19 protein-coding genes, 1 pseudogene and 2 other annotated features are annotated in these 23,084 nt (G+C 46.2%); of the genes and pseudogenes, 12 read left to right on the top strand and 8 right to left on the bottom strand.

The genetic code is table 11. The features are described from left to right. The 3 genes from AB1L08_RS07520 to AB1L08_RS07510 all read left to right on the top strand — a co-directional run bounded on the left by AB1L08_RS07520 (position 1) and on the right by AB1L08_RS07510 (position 3,214). Positions 1–390 (top strand): hypothetical protein, encoded by a 390-nt coding sequence (locus tag AB1L08_RS07520; protein WP_413064051.1) that lies wholly within the window; start codon positions 1–3, stop codon positions 388–390. Positions 391–406: 16 nt separating this feature from the next. Beyond that, a complete protein-coding gene (gene nadA, locus AB1L08_RS07515) occupies positions 407–1,516 on the top strand; it encodes a quinolinate synthase NadA (RefSeq protein WP_413064050.1) in 1,110 nt (369 codons plus the stop codon). A gap of 918 nt (positions 1,517–2,434) precedes the next feature. Next, positions 2,435–3,214: an SAM hydrolase/SAM-dependent halogenase family protein gene (locus AB1L08_RS07510; RefSeq protein WP_413064081.1), complete on the top strand. Its 780-nt coding sequence runs from the start codon at positions 2,435–2,437 to the stop codon at positions 3,212–3,214. A 380-nt stretch (positions 3,215–3,594) separates the two neighbouring features. Here AB1L08_RS07510 and AB1L08_RS07505 read toward each other — a convergent pair whose 3' ends face one another. Further along, positions 3,595–5,592 carry a penicillin-binding transpeptidase domain-containing protein gene (locus AB1L08_RS07505; RefSeq protein WP_413064080.1) on the bottom strand — a complete coding sequence of 666 codons (1,998 nt, stop codon included), beginning with the start codon at positions 5,590–5,592 and terminating at the stop codon, positions 3,595–3,597. A gap of 118 nt (positions 5,593–5,710) precedes the next feature. Between AB1L08_RS07505 and AB1L08_RS07500 the strand changes: the two genes are divergently transcribed. The 4 genes and pseudogenes from AB1L08_RS07500 (at position 5,711) to fbpA (ending at position 8,563) form a co-directional block, all read left to right on the top strand. Then, positions 5,711–6,640 (top strand): manganese-dependent inorganic pyrophosphatase, encoded by a 930-nt coding sequence (locus AB1L08_RS07500; RefSeq protein WP_413064049.1) that lies wholly within the window; start codon positions 5,711–5,713, stop codon positions 6,638–6,640. A 74-nt stretch (positions 6,641–6,714) separates the two neighbouring features. Next, positions 6,715–7,536 (top strand): prephenate dehydratase, encoded by an 822-nt coding sequence (pheA, locus tag AB1L08_RS07495; RefSeq protein WP_413064048.1) that lies wholly within the window; start codon positions 6,715–6,717, stop codon positions 7,534–7,536. Positions 7,537–7,549: 13 nt separating this feature from the next. Continuing rightward, a pseudogene (locus AB1L08_RS07490) lies at positions 7,550–8,264 on the top strand (DsbA family oxidoreductase). 122 nt (positions 8,265–8,386) lie between these two features. Continuing rightward, positions 8,387–8,563 (top strand): Fur-regulated basic protein FbpA, encoded by a 177-nt coding sequence (fbpA, locus tag AB1L08_RS07485; protein WP_413064047.1) that lies wholly within the window; start codon positions 8,387–8,389, stop codon positions 8,561–8,563. 1 nt (position 8,564) lies between these two features. On the opposite strand, the gene AB1L08_RS07480 is transcribed toward fbpA, so the two are convergent. Together AB1L08_RS07480 and AB1L08_RS07475 are read right to left on the bottom strand one after the other, a co-directional pair. Beyond that, the gene (locus AB1L08_RS07480; RefSeq protein ID WP_413064046.1) at positions 8,565–9,008 is read right to left on the bottom strand and encodes a threonine/serine exporter family protein; all 444 of its coding nucleotides are present in this window, start codon (positions 9,006–9,008) and stop codon (positions 8,565–8,567) included. 81 nt (positions 9,009–9,089) lie between these two features. Continuing rightward, positions 9,090–9,836, bottom strand: a complete 747-nt coding sequence (locus tag AB1L08_RS07475; protein WP_413064045.1) for a threonine/serine exporter family protein — start codon at positions 9,834–9,836, stop codon at positions 9,090–9,092. 96 nt (positions 9,837–9,932) lie between these two features. Next, positions 9,933–10,171: a binding site (T-box leader), on the top strand. A gap of 44 nt (positions 10,172–10,215) precedes the next feature. Continuing rightward, positions 10,216–10,463 (top strand) — a binding site (T-box leader). 63 nt (positions 10,464–10,526) lie between these two features. Between AB1L08_RS07475 and trpE the strand changes: the two genes are divergently transcribed. Beyond that, complete coding sequence (gene trpE, locus AB1L08_RS07470; RefSeq protein WP_413064044.1) at positions 10,527–11,921, top strand: anthranilate synthase component I; 1,395 nt, start codon at positions 10,527–10,529, stop codon at positions 11,919–11,921. Between the two features lie 100 nt (positions 11,922–12,021). Then, the gene (locus AB1L08_RS07465; RefSeq protein WP_413064043.1) at positions 12,022–12,423 is read left to right on the top strand and encodes a DUF6157 family protein; all 402 of its coding nucleotides are present in this window, start codon (positions 12,022–12,024) and stop codon (positions 12,421–12,423) included. Positions 12,424–12,682: 259 nt separating this feature from the next. Here the strand turns inward: AB1L08_RS07465 and AB1L08_RS07460 are convergent, their stop codons facing one another. Beyond that, positions 12,683–13,723, bottom strand: a complete 1,041-nt coding sequence (locus tag AB1L08_RS07460; protein WP_413064042.1) for a YeiH family protein — start codon at positions 13,721–13,723, stop codon at positions 12,683–12,685. 119 nt (positions 13,724–13,842) lie between these two features. Here AB1L08_RS07460 and AB1L08_RS07455 point away from each other — a divergent pair, with 119 nt between their 5' ends. From AB1L08_RS07455 to AB1L08_RS07445, 3 genes are all read left to right on the top strand, one after another. Beyond that, positions 13,843–14,733 (top strand): LysR family transcriptional regulator, encoded by an 891-nt coding sequence (locus AB1L08_RS07455; RefSeq protein ID WP_413064041.1) that lies wholly within the window; start codon positions 13,843–13,845, stop codon positions 14,731–14,733. Between the two features lie 94 nt (positions 14,734–14,827). Then, the gene (locus AB1L08_RS07450; RefSeq protein ID WP_413064040.1) at positions 14,828–15,556 is read left to right on the top strand and encodes a WecB/TagA/CpsF family glycosyltransferase; all 729 of its coding nucleotides are present in this window, start codon (positions 14,828–14,830) and stop codon (positions 15,554–15,556) included. Between the two features lie 127 nt (positions 15,557–15,683). Continuing rightward, positions 15,684–16,751, top strand: a complete 1,068-nt coding sequence (locus AB1L08_RS07445; protein WP_413064039.1) for a glycosyltransferase family 4 protein — start codon at positions 15,684–15,686, stop codon at positions 16,749–16,751. A gap of 240 nt (positions 16,752–16,991) precedes the next feature. Here AB1L08_RS07445 and AB1L08_RS07440 read toward each other — a convergent pair whose 3' ends face one another. The 4 genes from AB1L08_RS07440 to AB1L08_RS07425 form a co-directional block, all read right to left on the bottom strand. After that, entirely contained in the window at positions 16,992–18,026 is a 1,035-nt protein-coding gene (locus AB1L08_RS07440) for an LCP family protein (protein WP_413064038.1), read from the bottom strand. Positions 18,027–18,221: 195 nt separating this feature from the next. Further along, entirely contained in the window at positions 18,222–19,400 is a 1,179-nt protein-coding gene (locus tag AB1L08_RS07435; RefSeq protein ID WP_413064037.1) for a CDP-glycerol glycerophosphotransferase family protein, read from the bottom strand. Further along, positions 19,393–19,791, bottom strand: a complete 399-nt coding sequence (gene tagD, locus AB1L08_RS07430; protein ID WP_413064036.1) for a glycerol-3-phosphate cytidylyltransferase — start codon at positions 19,789–19,791, stop codon at positions 19,393–19,395. The genes AB1L08_RS07435 and tagD overlap by 8 nt, the downstream gene beginning before the upstream one ends. Positions 19,792–19,970: 179 nt before the next feature. Further along, positions 19,971–22,730: an SH3 domain-containing protein gene (locus tag AB1L08_RS07425; RefSeq protein WP_413064035.1), complete on the bottom strand. Its 2,760-nt coding sequence runs from the start codon at positions 22,728–22,730 to the stop codon at positions 19,971–19,973. Positions 22,731–23,084: the final 354 nt, after the last annotated feature.

Below are 23,084 nucleotides of genomic sequence, written 5' to 3'. Positions count from 1 at the left end.
GTGTTTATTATTCGAGAATCGCAGCATGAACCGTCAATCAGCGTTTATTATCCGAGAAGCGAAGTTTATAATCCGAAAGACCACTTTTATTATCCGAGAAGCGAAGTTTATGATCCGAAAGACCACTTTTATTATCCGAGAAGCGAAGTTTATGATCCGAAAGACCACTTTTATTATCCGAGAAGCGAAGTTTATGATCCGAAAAACCACTTTTATTATCCGAGAAGCGAAGTTTATAATCCGAAAAACCACTTTTATTATCCGAAAAACAAAGTTTATAATCCGAAAGACCACTTTTATTATCCGAAAAGCGAAGTTTATAATCCGAAAACCCGCTTTTATTATCCGGACCGCATTTTGCCCGGACCGTCTGTAAAAATATCCGTATAGTTGGGAGGAAAAAAGTATGAGCATTTTCGAAACGTTAGAAAAACAGTCAAATGCACTGCCGGAAAATTATAGGAATATGTCAACGAAAGAGCTGGAGGAGCGAGTGCGGTCCGTTAAAGCCGAGCTGGGAAAAAAACTGTTCATTCCCGGCCACCACTATCAAAAAGATGAAGTGATCCAATTCGCCGACGCGAGAGGCGATTCCTTGCAGCTCGCGCAGATATCGGAACAAAACCGCGATGCGGAGCACATCGTATTTTGCGGCGTTCATTTTATGGCAGAAACGGCCGATATTTTGACAGCCGAAAACCAGAAAGTGTATTTGCCGGACATGCGGGCGGGCTGTTCAATGGCAGATATGGCCGATATTTATCAGACGGAACGTGCCTGGGAGAAGCTGACCGGCATATTTGGCGATACAATCCTGCCGCTCACCTACGTCAACTCAACAGCTGCCATTAAATCCTTCGTCGGCCAAAACGGTGGAGCGACCGTCACATCTTCCAATGCCGAAAAAATGGTTCAGTGGGCCTTCAGGCAAAAAGAAAGAATCCTCTTTTTGCCCGACCAGCATTTGGGGAGAAATACGGCGTACAATCTTGGCATCAGCCTCGATGACATGGCGGTTTGGAATCCGGTCACGGATGAATTGGAATATGATGGGCCGACTGAAAATATAAAGGTACTCCTTTGGAAGGGGCATTGCTCCGTTCACGAAAATTTTACAGTGAAAAATATAGAAGAAGTCCGCAAAAATCATCCGGACATGAACATTATCGTCCATCCGGAATGCAGGCGCGAAGTGGTCGCCCTTTCGGACATGGCAGGGTCTACGACCTATATCATTCGTACAATTGAAAAAGCGGAGCCTGGGTCAGCCTGGGCCATTGGCACCGAAATGAACCTTGTCAACCGCCTCATTCAGGAACATCCGGACAAGCGTATCATTTCGCTCAATCCCCACATGTGCCCGTGTCTCACGATGAACCGGATCGACCTGCCGCACCTTGTTTGGTGCCTCGATACGATTATGGATGGCAAAGAGCATAATGTCATTAAAGTGGACGAAAAAACAGCAGCCTTCGCCAAAATGGCCCTTGATCGGATGCTGGAACGGTCCTCATAAGAAAAGCGCAATCGACGTACAGACTGGAGTGCCTCTAACCGTGATAAAGGAAACATGGCAAGGAACGCAGGCTCAGGCAGCGACGTTCTCGAAAAAGCTTACGCTTTTTCTTCGGTGCGATGACGATGGTGTCGAAGCTTTTCTTGTCCTATCGCTTCACCATGTACTAGCACATCCTGTGCGTCGGAACCGATGTTGACTTATCGTAGGTAAGCCGCTTCTTCGAGTAACCATCCTGCAGCGTTGCGACGAGCCGAACGAAGCTTCCTCGAATATGCTTTGGGGCAGGAGTACTGAGGTGCGAGTCTCTCAGTCGATAGGCGCTTGCTGCCTTAGGTCGCCACGTCCTGTGGCGCCGGCGTGTACTAGGATGCCCTGTCGGCCGGAGCTAGGAATATCAATGAATGTAAGAGTTTAACACGCAATCATTTTAGACGATCGGTTCATTATGAATTGGCCCGGCAGGCCAATGCCATTGCCCGTGCTGGCGTTATTTCGCTGAAAACAATCAAAGGAACGGAATCCCATTACCGATCTTTTCGCGTATAGAATACCAATAGTCAAAAAGATGGGAGATCAATGACTAGACGCAATGGCTTTTTTGTCAGATTTTAACGTTGCATTCAAAAGTTCATTTTATGTAGCAAGTTATATTTTCTTTACACGTCAAAAAAACGCCGGATTCCGGCGTTTTTTCAACTAGGAAAACAAACGCGATAACGAAAAGGATGACGAAGCATGCCGATTTTTGCATGGTTGTCAATCCAGCCATCCATATGAAGATTTTTGACAAAGGGCTTCCCGTATATTAAGATAGCGTATTATTCGCAAATTTTTTAAACTGAGAGGAAGAATGCGGTGGGCAACCCCTTAATATTGCAATCTGATTTTGGTTTGGCAGATGGTGCGGTCAGTGCCATGTACGGTGTGGCCAATTGTGTGGACCCGTCCATTAGAATATTTGATTTGACACATAAAATTCCGCCATTTGATATATGGGAAGGTTCCTATCGGCTGCTGCAAACGATCGCATATTGGCCGGAAAACGCCGTGTTTGTATCGGTTGTGGATCCGGGAGTAGGAACCGACCGCCGCAGCGTCGTCGCCCGAACGGCTTCCAACCATTGGATCGTGACGCCCGACAACGGTACGCTGACTCACGTTCATAAAGACATTGGAATTACGGAATTAAGGCTTATCGATGAAACGGTTAACCGCCTTCCGAATTCCGGTGCCTCCCATACATTCCATGGCAGAGACATTTATGCTTATACCGGGGCGCGTCTCGCTTCAGGAAAAATAACATTCAAAGAAGTGGGTCCCAAGCTGGACCCAAGCGTTATTGTCATGCTCCCTTTTATGGACGCATACCGAAAAGACGGCAAAATTTATGGAATGATCGATGTGCTGGATGTCCGTTACGGCAATCTCTGGACGAATATAAGCAGGTCTGCCCTGATCGGCCTGAACATCGAGTATCAGGAAAGGGTATATGTAGCCATCAAACACAACTCCATCCTGGTATATGAAGAAAAGATGATTTACGGGCGCTCATTCGCGGCGACTAAAAAGGGAGAGCCGCTCGTATATATTAACTCGCTTGATAACGTGGCCGTTGCCATCAACCAGCAATCATTTGCCAAAAAATTTGGAATCGGAACGGGTATTGATTGGCGAATTGAAATAGAGAAGGTTTAGTTTTTTATAAACATCCGCTGTCTTGATCCTGAGTCCGCCCGGACAGGAAATACGCTCCGGAAAGCAAAGTTTACGCCCCGGTCTTCTGATTTTACGATCCGAACCATGGGTTTTATGCACGGGCCTTCCGAATATACGATCCGAACCATGGGTTTTATGCACGGCCTTCCGAATATACGATCCGAACCATAGGTTTATGCACCGGCTTTACGAATATACGGTTCGAACCCCATGGTTTTACGGACCGGCCTTCTAAATATTCGATCCGAACCATGGGTTTTACGCCCCGGTCTTCCGATTATACGAACCGAAAATCCGGCAGGCCCCAATAAAGCTCATTCATTCAAAAGGGGATGGCCCCTCAAAGGCCATCCCTTTCCTTATCTCTCCTCAAATATCTTTTTCACTTTATTCACGGCAATTTCCGAACCGCCCCGGCCTTCAACGTCTTCGACCATCAAGGCGACGAGCAGCTCGGGATTTTCGGGGTTGTAGGCCACGAAAAAGCCGTTTTCTTTTCCTTTCTCTCCTTGTTTTGCTTTTAACTCGGCCGTTCCGGTTTTCCCGGCGAGCGGATAACCCGGAATCCGTGCCGAACGTGCTGTTCCTTTCGGATCCTCGACGACTTTCACGAGCGCTTTTTGCAAATCAGCCGCCGTTTGTTCACTCATCACTTTTTCTTTCCAGACGGTCCCCGCTTTTTCCCCTTTGACCAATACCGGCTGAATCATATTCCCTTTGTTGGAAAAAGGTGTGTATGATGCGGCCAAATGGACAATGTTCATCTGGATCTGGCCTTGTCCGTACGCGGAGTCTGCCAAAGCTATATCAGAATTGATGCTTCCGATTTTCGATTGTTCCAGCGGGTATGCATAGGAAGGAATGTCTTCCTCAAACCCGAACGATTGCAGCCCGTCCGCAAACTTGTCTTTTCCGAGGTCAAGGGCCGCCCTAGCAAAATAAATGTTGTCCGATAAAATGAGTGCTTTTTCCAGATTGACCGGGCCGTTCACTTCCGTGACCCTGGTTACCGAATAGCCGCCCCAGGAAGAATCCTTTTTCCAGGACTTTCCGTTTATATCGTACGTTTTATTCCAGTCGATTGCACCTGCTTCAAGGGCGACCGCCGCGGTCACCGGCTTCATGGCCGAACCTGGTGCAAACCCCGCTTTAAACCGGGTGAGGAGCGGCTCCTTGTCGTTTTCTTGCAAAGCTTTCCACTCTTTTTTACTTGCGCCCAAAGACAGTACATTCGGATCAAAGCTCGGGCTGCTCACCAAAGCGAGTGTTTCCCCTGTCAACGGATGCAAAGCCGCGGCCGTTCCCGCTTCATCTTTTAATTCGTTATAAACGGACTTTTGCAAGCCGGCATCGATCGTCAATTGCACATCTTCCCCGTCTTTGACAGGCTTTTCCCCGAGTACGACCTCAGAGCCGTCTTCCTTTTTGATCACGATTTGGACGCCGTTTTCGCCTTTCAGCCGCTTTTCAAAAACCTGCTCCAAGCCCCTTTTTCCAATCACGTCGGTTGTCCTGTAGCCGGAACCTGCTTTTTCCAGCTCCTCCGCCGTAATTGGGCCGACATAGCCGATCAAATGGGCGGCAGCTTCTCCAAGCGGATAAACCCGCGCCTCAACGCTTCGGTTATCGACAGAAGGAATGCTTGTCACTTTTTCCAGCAGCTTTGTATCGTCTCCCGGTATTTTTTTCAATGGGACAAAATGTTCCGGCTGGACCCAGGATGCTGACAGCTCTTTTTCAATTTGCTCAGGTGCCATTTTCAGCAAATCAGCTACTTTTTTAATAATTTCCTCTTCCTTGCCTTCCATTTTTCCTGGAATGATCCCGACCTCTGACACTTTTCCCGTAACCGCAAGGCCGATGCCATTCTTGTCCACAATATCCCCACGCTTCGCCGGTGTCATGGCAAGGCTGATTTTATCGCCCTCTTTAAGTTCTGGAAAAATAAACGTCGTATCCCAGTTTACATACCAGTTTTTTTCGTCATCCCGTTCTTCTTTCGTCAGCACCGCTTTATGGTCAAAAGCAATCTTGCCTGCAATACTTTCCATTTTAACGGAAAAAGGAAACTGGACTTTCCCGTCTTTTTCCTCGACCTCTTCAGGCGGCGTAAAGGTTACTTTTACATTTTTAATCTCCAAATCTTCGTATATTTTTTTATATCGATTCGTAAAATCCTCCTTGGAAACCTTTTCCTTGGCATCTGCAGAAAGATAATCATACATCTTATCAAAATGCTGGCCGTTCCATTCATCAACATACGCAGCAAACCGTTCCTCCGGCTGCGGTTCCTTGTTGCAGGCTGCCATGACAGCGCCGGCCAGCAATACAAACAACATCACGATCCATTTTTTCATCACGCATTCGCCCTCCCTACTGTGTCATTTTAACATTTTAGGGGCTCGAAAGCAGGGAAAAATGATTTCAATATGTTAAAATATATAATATTGATAAAAGAAAGTAAGGAGAAGAGCCATGGAAAAAACACTCATTTTCGGACATAAAAACCCGGACACAGATTCTATTTGTTCAGCGCTTGTCTATGCCGACCTGAAAACAAAGTTGGGCGAAAACGTGGAGCCCGTCCGCCTCGGCGCGATCAACGGCGAGACGGAATATGCGCTCAACTACTTCAATGCCGAAGCGCCTCGTTTGGTTGGCACGGTGGCCAACGAAGCCAAAAAGGTGATTTTGGTCGACCATAACGAACGCCAGCAAAGCGCGGACGACATCACAGAAGTCCAAATCATGGAAGTCATCGACCATCACCGCATCGCCAACTTTGAAACGAGCGACCCGCTCTATTTTCGTGCGGAACCAGTCGGCTGCACGGCAACGATTTTGAAAAAAATGTACGAAGAAAACGGAGTGGAAATTGAGCAGAAAATCGCCGGACTCATGCTGTCTGCGATCATTTCCGATTCCCTGTTGTTCAAATCCCCGACATGCACGGAGCGTGATGTCGCTGCCGCAAAAGAGCTTGCGGACATCGCGGGTGTCAATGCAGAAAAATACGGTATGGAGATGTTAAAAGCCGGGGCGGACGTGAGTGGAAAAACGGTGGAAGAATTGCTTTCATTGGACGCGAAGCAATTCCAGATGGGACAGGCAAAAGTGGAAATTGCCCAAGTCAATGCCGTTGGCGTGGAAGACGTGCTTGCGCGCAAAGCGGAAATTGAAGCAGCGCTGGAAAAAATGGTCGCAGAACGTGAGCTTGACCTTTTCCTCTTTGTTGTAACCGATATTTTAACAAACGACTCAACTGCCATTGCCGCAGGCAAGGCAGCCAAAGCGGTGGAGCAGGCCTTTAACGTCTCCCTTGACCAAAATCAATGTGTGCTCAAAGGCGTCGTTTCCCGGAAAAAACAAATCGTTCCATCTTTGACCGACGCACTCAGCAAATAACGGCTGGATAAGCGGGCTTTGTTGTGGGGTCAAAAGATCTTATACACAATTCAACTTAAAGGGGTAAGTTCATTTTGAATGTAGCTTATTTAGGGCCGAAGGGAACGTTCTCGGAGGAGGCAGCCCTTCGTTATTTTCCGCCCAATGGCATGGAACTTGTCATGTACGACAGCATCTTTGACGTGATTGAAGCGGTGGCGGAGGGAGAAATGGATAAAGGAATCGTCCCGATTGAAAATGCGATTGAAGGGACGATCACTTTAACAACCGACGGACTGGTCACAAACGACGTTTGGATTGAAGGGGAAGCGATTTTGCCTGTCGCGCTTCACCTGTTAACGGTCGAAGGAGCGGATGTGGACGAAATTCGCGAAGTATGGTCCATCGCCCCTGCACTGGCGCAATGCCGGAATTTTACAAGAAAAATCAATGCGAAAATCAAACATTACAGCAGTACGGCCAATGCGGCCGAATCGCTTTTAAAAGCAGGCGACAAACACGCCGGTGCGATCGCATCCGAGTGGGCGGCCAAAACATTCGGCCTGGAGATTGCCAGAAGAAATATTCATGATTTTGAAGGGAACTCGACAAGATTTATCATCATTTCGAAAGAACATGCCGAAGTGCCCGATGCCTCGAAATCGATGCTTCTGATTACGCCGATGGAAGACCGTCCTGGGTTGCTGGCCATCATCTTAAATGTCTTCTCGTCGCTTGACATCAACTTGTCCTGGATTGAATCCCGGCCGACGAAGAAAAAGCTCGGGACGTACCGGTTTTTTGTGGAAGCGCAGCTGGGCGCGCACGAAGTCAACTTGAAAAAAGCCATCTCCATTTTAAAAACGTATGGCCATGACGTCCGGGTGTTGGGCAGTTTTCATTCCAAACAACTGTAAAAGAGGTGCTCTGATGAAAATTGAAGTGTGGTCGGATTATGCCTGTCCTTTTTGCTATATCGGAAAGCGCCGCCTGGAAAAAGCTTTAGAACAGTTTCCCCGCCGCGAACATGTAAAAGTGGCGTTTAAAAGCTATGAACTCGATCCGGAAGCCCCGCGCGACACTGAAAAAAGCAATCATGAAAGGCTGGCCGAAAAATACGGAATGAGCGTGGAGAAAGCGAAAGAAATGGAAGAAAATATCCGTCTGCAGGCAGCGGAAGAAGGCCTGGATTTCCGGTTTGATACATTGATTCCAACCAACACGTTCGATGCCCACCGTTTAACCCACTTTGCAAAGACGAAAGGAAAAGATCAGGCGCTTGCGGAAAAGTTGTTGCACGCCTATTTTACGTCCCAACACCTTGGCGACCATTCTGTTCTGGCGGATATCGCCGCAGCATCCGGCCTTGGCCGCGAAGAAGCGCTGGCAGTGCTCAAGGATGAATCCGCATACGCGGAAGAGGTCCGCCACGATGAAAGAACGGCACAGCAAATGGGTGTGCGCGGTGTGCCATTTTTTGTCATCAATCAAAAGTATGGCATATCGGGAGCACAGCCAACAGAGACCTTCCTGAACGCCCTGCATAAGGTGTGGGAGGAAGAACAGCAGGTCCCTGTGCTTGCAGGATTTGGGAGATGAAGGTGCAGCTTGCCGGGATGGCAGCTGTGACATGCCCGAAAAATAACATGAAAACCGGTTCTCTGAAGGGAAAACCGGTTTTTTGGCGGATTAAAACATAGTTGACGAATCGGAATTATATGATTTATGATGAGATCACAAATAAAAAATTCAAAGGGGAGAATTCAAATGGCTCAGGCAGCGAAAAGCAGACGCAAAGAATTAATAGATCAATTGACGGCCATTGGCATCTTAAAAAAAGAAAACCTTTTAGAATTATCCTTATCGGAATTGGAAAACGAATACCGAAATATTCATCCGCACAGCGGTATCAATTCAATTCGTTGGATCCGCAGGAAAAAGTAGGCTAGGCTTTTTTTTCCCGAATCCTTGAAGCAAGCTGGACAAACACCTCGGCAAAAACGAGGCCCATCGCGATCGCTCCGGAAATGATAAAGGCTTTGGAAGCAAGCGGAATCGCGCCCGAATAATCGTTGCTCACGATATGGCGCATCGCGTCATAGGCCGCGCCGCCCGGAACAAGCGGGATAATGCCGGCAACGACGAAAATAATGATTGGTGCCCTGTAATACTTCGTCATTCCATGGCCGGCAAGCGCTACCGCAAAAGCCCCGGCGAACGATGCCTGCACCGCATCGATTCCCTGATCGGTCATGATGCGAAAAACCATCCATCCGACCGTACCGCAAACGCCGCACGAAACCAAAGATTTTCTCGGGGCGTTAAAAATGATCCCGAAACCGGCCGCCGCGATAAAACTCATCACAAATTGCGTTAACATATATGACATCGAAAAGACACTCCCCATGAAAAACGTACAATATCACCAGTCGACGCAGCCCATAAACGTCATCGCTAAAATCGGCCAACCCTATACGAAAAACGAAAATACGACCGCGACGCCGGCGCCTATGGCAAACGCCGTCAAAAACGCTTCGGCTCCTTTGGAAACACCCGCCATAAAATGTCCCGCCATTAAATCGCGGATGGCATTCGTAATCAGCACCCCGGGAACGAGCGGCATGACGGAAGCGATAATGATTAAATCAAGATCACGGCCTAGTCCAAGCCGCACTGATAAAACAGCCAGCCCGCCAATGACAAATGCCGCGAAAAACTCGGCAAACAATTTTACTTTCGAAAAATAATGCGCAATCAGCAAAATGATAAACCCGGCTCCGCCAATGAATGCCGCGGGGAGATAGTCATTCCACGTCCCCTTAAACATGAGCAAAAAACTGCCGCTTGCCAAAGCGGCTGCCACAACTTGCAGCCAGGCAGGAAATGACAAACTTTTTTCATCGAGTTTTTTGAGCATTTTATGTGCCTCATCCAGGTTGATCTCACCTTCAGCCATCCGTCTGGAGATGCTGTTGACGAGGGCAATTTTTTCCAGATCAGTTCCTCTTTCATTCACGCGTGCAAAATGCGTTGAAGACATCGCTTCAAGATGAAACATGACAACGGTCGGCGTTACGAAGCTTTGGCTGTTTGGAAATCCCGATGCTGCCGCCATCCGCGTCATTGTATCTTCCACGCGGTATGTTTCCGCTCCGGCCTGCGCCATCATGCGGCCCGCCAAAAGACAAACATCAATGAGCATTTGTTCTTTTCCCATCAACGCATTCCCCCTATTCCCCGCCTTATTTTACCATACGCATCAAAAAGTATTGACAATGCAAAAAAATTTTTATATGATCAAATACAATCATAATGCACGGCAATGAAGAAGAATAGTACCCTGCGTGACACTGAAGAGAGCCGGTGGTTGGTGCAAACCGGCGTGAATGCGCAGGGGAATGGGCTTCCGAGCTTCCAAACCGAACCCTGCGGGGCGTAGGCTTTGGCGAAAATCCCGTCGTTACAAGGGAAAAGGCATGAGATAATCATGCTGTGGAGAGAACTGTTTATCAACAGTTAAAAAAGGTGGCAACGCGGTCCCTCGTCCTTTGGATGAGGGGCCTTTTTGTCTTCTGGATGGCAAGGAATAACATATGGCAATCGCGTTGAGCAAGAAGAGTACGTTTGGGCACTTTCGGTACAGAGAACCGGTGTTGGTGGGAATCCGGTACGAAAGTCCAGACGGAATGGGCTTGCGAGCTGTTTCCCGAACGTCAGTAGGGAAACACGGGGATTCCGCCGTTACATGGATAGGGCATCGGAAGTTCACTTCCCGTGCCTGAAATGAGATGGAAAGCACGCTTTCCAATACGAGGTGGCACCGCGGCGAATGTTCGCCCTCGAACAAGCATTGATATGCTTGTTCGGGGGCTTTTTTGTTTTAAAAAAATGGAAAAGGAGAATCGGCATGAACAAAACAATTCAAACGGGAATGAAAATGAAAAAGTTGAACGGAGATGTTTTAACGCCCATCACGGTATTTTTACGATTGGAAGGCACGAAGAAATTTTTATTGGAAAGCTCCCTGAAACATAACGAGCAGGGCCGCTATTCTTTTATTGGCGTCAATCCGATTATGGAAATCATCGGTAAGGGAGATCAAACAAGCATCGTTTCAGGAAAAGGGGAAGTGGTGAAAATAGAAACGGGGCTTCCGCTTCAGGTTCTGCAGCGTACACTGCCAAAAATAGAGCTCGATGTTCCGTTTCCTTTTTACGGAGGTGCAGTAGGCTACGTCGGCTATGACGTCATCCGGCAATATGCCGAAATCGGCGCAGAATTGGAAGACGAAATTGGCATGCCGGACATTCACTTTATGGCGTATGAAGACGTCATTGTTTTTGACCACCTCGCTCAATCCATCTATATTTTGGCCATCAATCTGGATGGAAGCCGTGGGGATGGACAGTTGGAAGCGAGAATCGGGGAGCTGGAAAAGCAAATTTTCCAAGGCCATGCCGATGAAACATTGGGAGAGTGCTACATCGATTTCACACCGCAGATGGAAAAAGAAGAATTCATCCGGCGCATCGAAGCGGCAAAAGGTTACATCCTGAAGGGCGAAGTGGAGCAAGTAGTCCTTTCACAAAGAATGAGCGGGGAAGTCAAGACCGATCCGTTTCATTTTTACAGAGTGCTGCGAAACTCCAATCCTTCGCCGTACATGTTTTTCGTTGACTTTGAAAAGTACGTCGTTCTCGGATCCTCTCCGGAAAGCTTCCTCAAATCAAGCGGCAACAAAATTCAAACGAACCCGATTGCCGGCACAAGACGGCGGGGACGCACGGAAGAGGAAGACCGTGCACTTGCGGAAGAACTCATCACGGATGAAAAAGAACTGTCCGAACACCGCATGCTTGTGGATTTAAGCCGGGAAGACATGGAAAAAGTATGCGTCCCCGGAAGCTTTGACATTAAAAGTTACATGAAAATAGAATACTATCGCCACGTCATGCACATCGTCTCGGAAGTCGAAGGCATTTTGACTGCGGGCCATTCCGGGCTGGATGCCTTAATCTCCCTGCTTCCCGCAGGAACCGTGTCCGGCGCCCCGAAAGTGCGGGCCATGCAAATCATCAACGAACTTGAAGACGCAAAGCGGGGAGTATACTCCGGCGCCCTCGGCTACGTCAACGCCAACGGCGACGTCGACTTCGCCCTTTCCATCCGCTCGCTCGTCATTAAGGAAGGGCGTGCCTACCTTCAGGCCGGCGCCGGCATTGTCCACGATTCCGTACCGCGGCTGGAATATAAAGAGACGATCAATAAAGCGCGGGGATTGCTCAGCGCAAAGCCTGTGTAAAGAGGAAGGGAGCGTTCTTGCCGCTCCCGCCTTGGTGGGAATTTTTATTTTTCTGTTATAAAATGATCCTGCATGAAAAAATTGATCGGGGGGGAGTCCAGTGAGCTACAAAAATACTTTTATTGCCATTTCTGAAGATTCAACGGCCCATTCAGGTGTTGTGCCTGTTCCGAGGAATGGGAAGCCCACGATTGCTTCCATTCAATATGATTTGATCAACAATAATCCCTACAAATATACACAAGAAGATGTACAATTCAAAACGTATTTGGTCAAGAACCAAATTGAATTAAATGAAACGGAAGAAATGCGAAAACAATTTTTCGCAAAGCCGCAGGCTTGTTTCAGGGCCTCTCCATTAGTGAAAAAGTACGGGTGGGGAATTCACTATGATGAACAGGGAAAAATCGCCTTATTCAGCGTGAACAGTGAAGAATATAATAGATTTCTTCAATTGGAAAATGTGACCGTCATCAAAGGCATGCGCTCGAAAAGGAAATAACATCGCGGACGATCCGGGTCTTTCAAAATATGATCCGGAACCCGCGGAATCCGCTCCGGCACCGCCGAAATACGACCCGGGTCTTTGAAAATATGATCCAGAAACCCGCAGAATACTCTCCGGAATTCCCGGAATCCGCTCCGGTACCCCGGGAAATACGCTCCGGCTCCCGCGTAATACTCTCTCTCCAGAACGACCGGAAAATACGCTCAGACCGCACATAAAAAGGGAGCGATCCAAGTCCCGCTCCCAGCCTTATTTAAACGAGGAAAAACGCCAATACCGAAATCAAAACAGAGGCAACGCCCATGGCCATGAGCGGCTTCAATGCCTTTGTCATTACATCCTGCAGACTGACGTTCAGGCCGAGTCCGACCATGGCTGCGGTCAGAAGCCATGTCGTTCCGCTTGAAACAAAGCTCATGACGCCTTGCGGCACCACGACGACAGATCCGAGCACATAAGTCCCGATCACGCTCATTGCGATAAAGCCAATAAGGAATAACGGAAAATCCACTTTGGCGTTCCCTGTTGAATCTTTTCCCGATCTTGACTTGACCCAATATACCAATATGAAACATAGCGGCACAAGCAGGAAAACCCGTCCCAATTTGGCCAATAGGGCCATTGCCAAAGCTTCCTGGCCACCTGGGGCGCCTGCCAGCACGACGTGGGCAATTTCATGCAGGCTCATGCCGGTCCACGCTCCGTACTCCGCGCCGGTTAACGGCAAAATTGGCCGCAAAACCGTATACACAATGCCGAAGACCGTTCCGACAAGCGCAATGATGCCCACGCTGATCGCCGTGTCTTCATCCTTCGCTTTTATAATCGGAGCCACCGCCGCAATCGCGGCCGCCCCGCAAACTCCCGTGCCAACACCCAGAAGAAGCGAGATGACCGGGTTTGCCCGGAGCCGCTTCGCGAACCATACCGTGAGCAAAATGGCTGCCGTAATAATACCCGCATCGCGAATCAGCAAACCAAGCCCATCCTGTAAAACGGTATGGATATTCAATTTTAATCCGTATAACACAATGGCTGTCCGCAACAGCACTTTTGAGGAAAAAGTAATTCCCGGACGCAATGCTTCCGGGTATCCGAATATTTGCCGGAATACGATGGCTATGATGATCGCGGCTGCCATTTGGCCAACCAAACTGAAACCCGGAATCTTGGCAAGCAAAAACCCGAGCAATGCGATGAAAAACGTAAAAGCAACTCCTCCTGCCCACAATCCGAAGGAAGATCCTGTCTCCTTCCGCTGTTGCAGGGGATCTTGCATTTTTTCCAAACCCATATGAATCCATCCTTCCTACTGATCTCCTAATGTAAGGATAAATGAATATTGTGCATAAGAAAAATAAATGATTATAATAACGATAATAAGGATTTTATATAACATGGGGGGAGTGCGAGATGGATCAGTTGTTGGAAGTATTTGCCGCCGTTGCCGAAAAGAAAAATTTTTCACGGGCGGCTGAAGAACTGCATATGACGCAGCCTGCCGTCAGCCAGTACATTCAGGCGCTCGAGCGGGAGATCGGAACGCGGCTTCTGGAGCGGACGAATAAATACGTGAAGCTCAATAAAGCAGGTGAAATCGTCTACGACCACGCGGTGGAAATACTCGGCCTTTATACGAAAATGCAGCGTCTCGTCGATGATTTGACGAACAAGACGAGCGGGCCGCTGACGATCGGTGCGAGCTACACTTTTGGCGAGTATATTTTGCCCCATGTCATTGCCAGGATGCTTGAACAATACCCGCTTGTCACGCCCAGCATATCGATCGGCAACACGCGTGACATTGCAGAATCCGTTTTGAGACACCAGCTGGATGTCGGCATCGTCGAAGGCGATTTCCACCATCATCAGCTCGTGATTGAACCGTTTGCCGAAGATATCATGCACATTGTCACGGCGCCGTCCCACAAGCTTGCCAGGCTGGAAAAAGTCACGCCTGCCGATTTGGAACACGAAACATGGATCGTCCGGGAAAAAGGATCCGGAACGAGAACCGCGGCGGATAACATGCTCGAATCCCTGAACATCTCTCCCAAAAAAATGATGGAATTCGGAAGCCTTCAAATCATTAAAGAATCCGTAGAGGCAGGTCTTGGCGTCAGCCTGCTCTCCCAGTGGGCGATCCGCAAGGAACTTGCCATGAATACCCTGAAAATCGTGGGCGTCAACGACCTTCCTTTTAAAAGAACATTTTCGATCGTAACGTCTTCCCCCTATAGAACAAAAGCGTTGGACACGTTTTTGCATTTTGTCCGGGAAGTATCCGGAAAAACAGCAATATAGACAAATGTCTCCATCATACGACCATTGTTGATACACAGAAACATGGTATAATAAAAATTGGTTTCAACCTGCCATGAAATGAATGGAGTTTAACATGTCAAAAAAAGTGGAAGTTTTAGGCGTTGAATTTGAAAATGCCACCCAAAAAGAAATGGTGGATTGCATAAAAGACCGCATAAAACAAAATAAGAAAACATTCATTGTTACAGCAAATCCCGAGATTGTCATGCATGCCCAGCGGGATCCCGAATACAAGAATACGCTCCGGTCAGCCGACTTCATTGTACCGGACGGGATCGGGATCATCATGGGAGCGAAAATGCTGAAAAAGCCGCTGCAGGAAAGGATTGCAGGTTTTGACTTGATGTCTGATTTGCTTGGAGTCGCCAACGAGGAACGCCTGAATGTTTTCTTTCTTGGTTCCCGGGAAAATGTCATTGAACAGGCCATTGCCAATGTAAAAAGAGATTACCCTCATGTGCAAATTTGCGGCTTTCATCATGGCTATTTCCAAGGGAATGATCCCCGGGTCGCAGAAATGGTAAAAACGTCAAACCCTGACCTGGTTTTTGTGGCCCTTGGCTTTCCGAGGCAGGAAAAATGGATCCGGACATATTTAGATACTTTTGAAAAAGGCATCTTCATGGGTGTCGGCGGGAGCTTCGATGTGTTGGCAGGCGCCGTCAAACGTGCCCCCAGCATATGGAGAAGGCTCAACCTGGAATGGCTCTACCGGCTTATCAAACAGCCGTCCCGGTGGAAAAGAATGGCCTTTTTGCCCCTATTCATTTTAAAAGTCGCAGGCACAAAAAGAAGCCGCTGAAAACCGGCCATTTTATTTAAAAACTATCAAATTCAAAGATTAGTTGAAATCCGAATCATATAAAGATATGATATACTGGAATGAAATGCGTATTTTGCTGAAAAGCAACGATAAAGGAGGGGTGCCAATGGAAATGCTCTATGTAATCCTTTGCTTGATTGCTTCAATCTTTTTAACCCCTTTTGTTAAAAAGCTGGCGTTGAAATATCATATAATTGATAAACCGAATGAACGAAAAATTCATCAGACCAATATGCCAAGGCTTGGCGGCCTGGCCATATATGCCAGTTTTATCATCGGGCTCCTCATATTCAGGCCGCATGATGAAAACATGATTTATCTTGTCATCGGCAGCTTGATCATCGTTGCAACCGGCATACTGGACGATATTTTTGATTTGGCGCCGAGGTACAAGCTTTTGGGACAATTGCTGGCAGCCGGGGTCGCGGTAAGCGGAGGCTTCGATCTTGAATTCATCAACCTTCCGTTTGGAGGAGAGCTTGAATTTGGCATTCTGAGCGTTCCGATTACGATTCTTTGGATTGTCGGCATTACTAACGCGATCAACCTGATCGACGGCTTGGATGGCCTGGCGGCAGGTGTTTCATCCATTGCCCTTGTCACCATCAGCTTGATGGCCTTCTTGCAGGGGGACATTTTTGTACTTGCGATCGGTCTCATGATGTTGGGAAGCACACTCGGTTTCCTCGTGTACAATTTCCATCCGGCAAAAATTTTTATGGGAGACACGGGCGCGTTGTTTTTGGGTTATATGATTGCCCTGCTGTCTTTGCTCGGATTTAAAAACATTACCTTTTTCTCATTGATTATCCCGGTCATTATTTTGGGGGTGCCCATTTCAGATACATTCTTTGCGATCATCCGCAGAATTATCAACAAAAAACCGTTGATGGCACCCGACCAGCTGCATTTGCATCACCGCCTGCTGAATTCCGGTTTTTCACACCGCCAGGCCGTTCTGGTCATTTACGGGGTAGCCGTCATGTTCAGCCTGGCAGCCGTCATTTTTTCGATGGCAACGGTTTGGGGATCGTTGCTGTTAATCGTTGTTCTGTTGATCGGTATTGAAATATTGGTCGAAATTATCGGGTTGGTCAGCAAAGATTACAAACCACTCCTCCGAATTATCGGAATGAAACAAAATGATCGTCCAATCGATCGAAAAAGAGCATGAGGCTGATGGTATGTAATCAGAATCATGCTCTTTCTGTTTGATTGACGAAAAGGGCGAAAACCGGCGTATCGGACACCGGATTCAATGCAGTAAGACTCCCGCCTTCAATTTCCAGGCGGGAGTCTTACTGCTGGCAAAAAGCCCGATTGATTCGGCCAGACAGGATGTCGATCACTAAGGCCTTCGTTTTATTGAGGTTCGCAGACGATGAGTGCGGCAACTTCTGCCAAAAGCTTCACTTTATTCCTCTGAATTTTGCGCCGGTGGATTGGCTACTCCGGTCGTTTTCGCCGGTCCAAGATCCAAATGGGCTCTCAATTTTTCTTTGACTTCAGCCAGATTGGTTTCATCCAATTGATAATAGTAAATGTTTTGGCCGCTATTGTTCATAATCCGGGTATCCTCGCCGGACAGTGTCAGCGTTTCTATGTCCAGATTGCCGGATACACCGTAATCAATCAATGCCTTGATTTCATCAAACGTCAAATCCGTTTTCATGTTTTCCCCGATCGCATCAATTACTTTGCCGTATTTCGTAACGGAAGCTCCCGAAGCAGCCTTTTTTGCGATCGCCTTCATGATTTCCTGCTGGCGCTTTCCGCGCTCGATGTCATTATCAAGCTTTCTCGTCCGCGCCAGGGCAAGCGCCTCTTCCCCATTCAGCGTTTGCAGGCCTTCTTCCAAAGTAATGGCATCAGCTTTGTCTTTTGAATCTTGCTCGCTGAAGGCATACGGAACATCCACTTCAATGCCGCCAAGGGCGTCAACAATTTGCATAAACGCATCAAAGTCAAGTCTTACGTAATAATCAACCGGAATACCGAGCAAATCCTCGACCGTTTCGATCGTCGCCCGTGGTCCGCCATATTTGTGGGCATGATTGATTTTCGTGGAATAGCCGACTTCTTTAATGTATACATAAGAATCACGTGGAATTGTCAGCAGCTTCACAGACTTTTCCTTCTCATTCAATGTCGCAAGCATGAGCGCATCCGACCGGGCATTGTCACTAAAGCCGCGCTTGCTGCTGTCATCAATTCCAATAAACAAAATCGAAATATTATCAATATTCGGGTCCACCTTTTTGTCCCGCAAATCCGACTTTCCCCGGGCATCGAAAAAAGACGCCCCCATCATATTCTCCGCTTTTTTATATAAATATGTACCATACGATGCGCTAATCGCTGCAATTAAGAGCAGGGGAAAGACTATAAACCAAAATACCCGCCTTTTCCGCACTTTCTTCCGATTTACTGTTGAATGATGTCGTCCCATATGGGTAGAACTCCTTTTTCATTGAATGGTTAAAATATGCCTAAACTATATGATACTATTTTTTTCTTTATACGTAAAATGTATTTTGGCGATGATGATTTCCTTTATTGGCAAAAACATTGCTAGAATAGCAATGTTTTTGTCGAATTTTATATGATAAAAAAAAGAAAAGACCGGCTTGGTAACCGCCAGTCTTCAAAATGATTGTGCTGTTCTTTTTTCCTGTCCATACAGAACGCCGATTAACCGTTCGCTTGAATGTCCGCCCGAATATTCATTCCATTCATCTGCAAAGCCCCGTATCCGGTTATAATCATAATCCCCATTTTGTATAACCTTCACGATTTCCGCTGTATGTTTAACGATCGGCCCCGGAACAAGCCCCTCATACGGCTCCCAAAAACCGCGTGATTCCGCATATTTTTCCAAATCATAGGCAAAAAAAATCATCGGCTTTTGGAGAAGTGAGTATTCAAACGGAATGGATGAATAATCCGTAATCAGTATATCCGTCACTACTAACAATTGCTGGACGTCAGGGTATTCCGAAACGTCGAATACAAAATCCGGATATGTATTGGCAAAATCAACACGTACGGCAGGATGCAGCCGCAGCAGCAACACGTAATCTTCTTTTAGCTCTTTGTACATTAGTTCAAGATCCAGCTCAAGCCGGGAAACATGCAGCTCATCGTCCCTGTAGGTGGGCGCATATAAAATCACCTGTTTCCCGCGGATTTCCGGGAAGTTCATTCTAATGGAATCTGCTGCTTTCTGCATGGCCGTTTCATTGAAAAAGAAATCCGTGCGCGGAATACCCGTCCGTAAAATCCTGTTATCATCAATGCCGAAGCTTTCACAAAAGATGTCCGCCATTTTCTCGCTTCCGACGACAACATGGGTGAATTGGCCATACACTTTTTTAAAACGTTTTAAGGCTCGGGGTGAACGACCCGCTATGGAAGGATCCTTCAGACCAAACTGCTTGATGGCGCCTGCGGCATGCCAAAGTTGAATGCAAGTCACATTTCGCCTAAATGGTGCAGCGGCCAAAAATCCGAAATAATTATCCACAAAAATATGGGTTGACGTGGCGAGGTGATAAACGGAGCGAACCCAAGCCATTAAATTCCTCGGCTCAAAATCCAAAACAAGTCTGTCTGGCCGATCTTCAAAATCCACTTTACACTGCGAAGTTTTTAAAATCACAACGGGATGGGCCGTTTGCTTCTCAAGCGCATGCAACGCAAACAAAACATTGTCCCCAAACGAAGCAACGAAAGTTGTTTTCTTCTTTTGGGGACATAAAAGAAAGATGGAAAATAACGTGCGAAATACGAGCAGGTAAATCGTAATCGCTGCTTCTCTAACCATTATTCACTTGATTCAAATCGTTCTTGATCTTCGTTGTAGAAATCCCGACCGTCCGCGGAAGATAAACCACTTCGCAATACTCCTTCAAGAAGTCAAACTTTCCTTCCCAGTCATCCCCCATTACAAACACGTCGACATTGTGCTTCTTTACGTCTTCCACTTTCTGCTCCCAATTATGCTCGGGAATCACTTCATCCACATACCGAACCGCTTCCAAAATCGCCTTGCGCTGCTCAAACGTGTAATACGCCTTTTTCCCTTTCAGGGCATTAAATTCATCCGTCGAAATCGCTACGATCAAATAATCCCCGTACTCCTTGGCACGCCGCAAAATGTTAATGTGCCCGGTATGAAGCAAGTCGAACGTTCCGTAAGTAATGACTTTTTTCATTATGGAAACCTCCGTAAAATAATAACAGTCCTTTGCAAATATATACTTTACACTTTACATTAATAAACTTGACCTTTTCAACATTTATTGATAAACACAAATTTTATTATACTAGATTCAATCATAAAAAAACACCATATGTTCCAAATCGATTGAGAACATATGGTGTTCATCTGAACTTATTTTACATCTATAAATTCCGCTCCGTCTTTTCCGCCATTTACCCACACTTTTTGATCTTTCCAATACACTTGTAACCATTCATCTTGACGAACAATCTTGTGATCCTTGTCCAGGACGGCAGCTATGAGACGATCGCTTATTTTGCCTAAAATTTGTCCATTGGGTGTTTCGTGGGCATAGAGATGTTTTGACGTAAGCTCCAAAAGATTCAGTAACTCAACATATTCTCCATTTACCCAGCCTTCTTGTTCATCATAGTTAACCTTATACCAGCTATCACTGGCTTCAAGAATTTCCAGTATTGTATTACTTGGGATTGTTAATACAATAATGTTGCCATCTTTTGTATCAGGTGAACTCTTTAGGCTTACGTTGATGTCTTCGGCTGTCTTTATAACACCATATACTTTATCGGGCACCTGATTTTCAAGGTTACTAGAAAGCTCTTCATCAATAGAAGGCTCTTTATCGTCAGAAGGCCCTTCAGTATCAGAAGTCTCTTCGTCATCAGCAGGCTCTTCAGCATTAGGAGACCCCTCAGTGTCAGCAGGCACTTCAACATCAGCAGGCTCTTCGGCCTCAGCAGGCACTTCAACGTCAGAAGGCTCATCGTCATCAGCAGGCACTTCAACGTCAGAAGGCTCATCGTCGCCAGCAGGTACTTCAACATCAGCAGGCTCATCGTCGCCAGCAGGCACTTCAATATCAGCAGGCTCTTCGGTATTGGAAGGTTCCCCAGATTTTTCTTCAATGCCTATTTTTGTACCATCTTCTGATGATGGAACATCCTTATGATTAGGAGATTCTGTGACCATTTTGTCATTATTAAAATCAAAGGTTTCAATCGAATGCGAATCACGTAGAAGTGAACGATTGAGTAATCGTGTTGCAGGCTTTTTCGTTGGTCCTGGCTGGTCAATAAAGGCAGGTACATCAAATACCAAGGTGAAATGATCCAAAGTATCGTATATCGCTGCAATTCTGCCCGTTTGAAGAACTGCCCATTGCACGTGTGTAGCGTACTGGGGATGTCCCGGGCTGACGGGATTCCATTTCATTTTGTAAAGTGTATCCTGCCCGCGGCTTATATAGGTATATATGCTCGATGCACCGCCGATAATCGAAGCAGATTGTGAAAACCACCCTTGATCAAACGCATACTTTGCTCCGCAGTCGATAGGGCATGTGTCATTAGCGCCATAACCATACATATTATATACCGTATGGGCGGTTTCAGCCGTTTTGGCAATATTACCGTTTTCATCTCTCGTTACTTTTCCATTCTTATCAACCGGTATGCCATTTGCCAATGTTGATCTTCCATTTCCTGTTTCATGTAACGCGTGAGCGATTAAATAGGCCTCATTTATTTTATATTTTTTGCCTGCTTCAATAAATGCTTGGGCCTGTCCTTCCAAATTCCCTTTGCCCTTCAGTATTTTTTCATTTACTTCTTTTGCATTTAATCCAACTGGTTCCGACAAAACCAAAAACTGATAATATTCCGTAGTACCCCTTGAGAAATTTGCGGGGTTGGCATAGTATTCAACTTCCTCACGGGTTGCATTAATCAATCCGGCCCCATCCGATTTTGCCCTTCCAGGGTACATTTGAACATCTGTCATGTGCTTAAAAGAATAGTTGTATTTCGTTGTTATGAAAATATCTTTCGTCGTGACATCATTCACATGTATATACCCGGTACTTTGTTTGCCATTTACATAAACTGTTGCCTCATACCAGTTTGCAGAAAAAGTCTTAAACTTTAAGTTTGAATGTTTAGGATAACTTTTAAGTGCAGCTGATTGGGCAGAAACATTCGAGTACACTTTTGTCGGGCTTTTTAAAGCTCTTCCCTGTAAACTTTTTGGATTGGCCACGAGCTCATCCACGTCATTTTTATGTATATATCCGATAGTAGCTTTTCCTTTAATATACACTTTTGCCTGATACCAGTTATTGGAAAATGTTTGATATTTCAAAACGGTACCAAGTGAATAGGATTTCAGTTTGGATGAACTGGTTGAAGCTTTTGAGTATACAGCAGTTGGACTTTTTAATCCGACGCCTCTCAAGCTTATTTGTTTTTGGTTCGCATTTTCAACGTGGGATTTATTGATGTAGCCATTTTGGCGTTTGCCGTTTACGTAAACAGTGGCTTCGTACCAATTCGTTGAAAATGTTTTATACTTTAGGATGGATCCTGCAGGATAAGTCTTCCAGGCAGCATTGGTCGAAGCATTTTTATAAACAGCAGTTGGATTTTTTTGTGCAATCCCATTTAAGGCCTCTTGATTTCCAACGGCATTTTCAACCTGCTTTTTTTGAATGTAACCCGTTTTGGGCTTACCTCCAATATAAACAGTTGCTTGATACCAATCACTGGTAAATGTCCTGTATGTCAGGACAGAACCTGCATTGTAAGATTTTAGCGGCTTTGAGCTTGTTGAAGCCGTCGGATATACATGTGTTTGATTTCCAAGTGCAATTCCTCTTAAACTGGCATGATTGGATACAGCTGTTTCTACATCACTCTTGTGAATATAACCGGCATTTTTTTTGCCGTTTATATAGACTACCGCACTGTACCAATTTCCGTTATATGACTGATACTTTAAAATCGATCCTGCAGGATATGATTTTAATATATTGGAAGTTCGGATGGTACTTTTATATACGTGTGTAGGGCTTTGAATGGCAATTCCCGACAAATTGCTCTCAGCATGCGCCGTGTTTGCCTTAGCTGCTAATATCATGATCACCATGCACAGGGACAGAAAAACAGGAAAAGCAATAAATCGTTTGTAGTAATAAATAACTATAATACCTCCTTCCAAAGTAATGGATGAATCGTCATTTCATGAATGGTTCACATATATTTATCGGACTATTTCCCCGGAACTTAAGTTGTTTTTAAAAGTTTAATAGTTCTTTTTAATTTAGTAATATTTAACGCAGGACTATTGTTTGATCCGGTTTTTGGAACCTGGAAATCGTTATAAGGTAAGCGTCAAATAATCCCCACCTGTTTTTAGATGGGGATTTTATATATGCTTTATTTAGATTTATTTGGAACACGGCATTCCTGAGGGAGTGTCGATGACCATGGG

The organism is Siminovitchia jepli (assembly GCF_047228825.1).
In the GTDB taxonomy this organism is placed as follows: domain Bacteria; phylum Bacillota; class Bacilli; order Bacillales; family Bacillaceae_C; genus Siminovitchia.
This window is presented reverse-complemented; position numbering and strand designations above follow the sequence as displayed.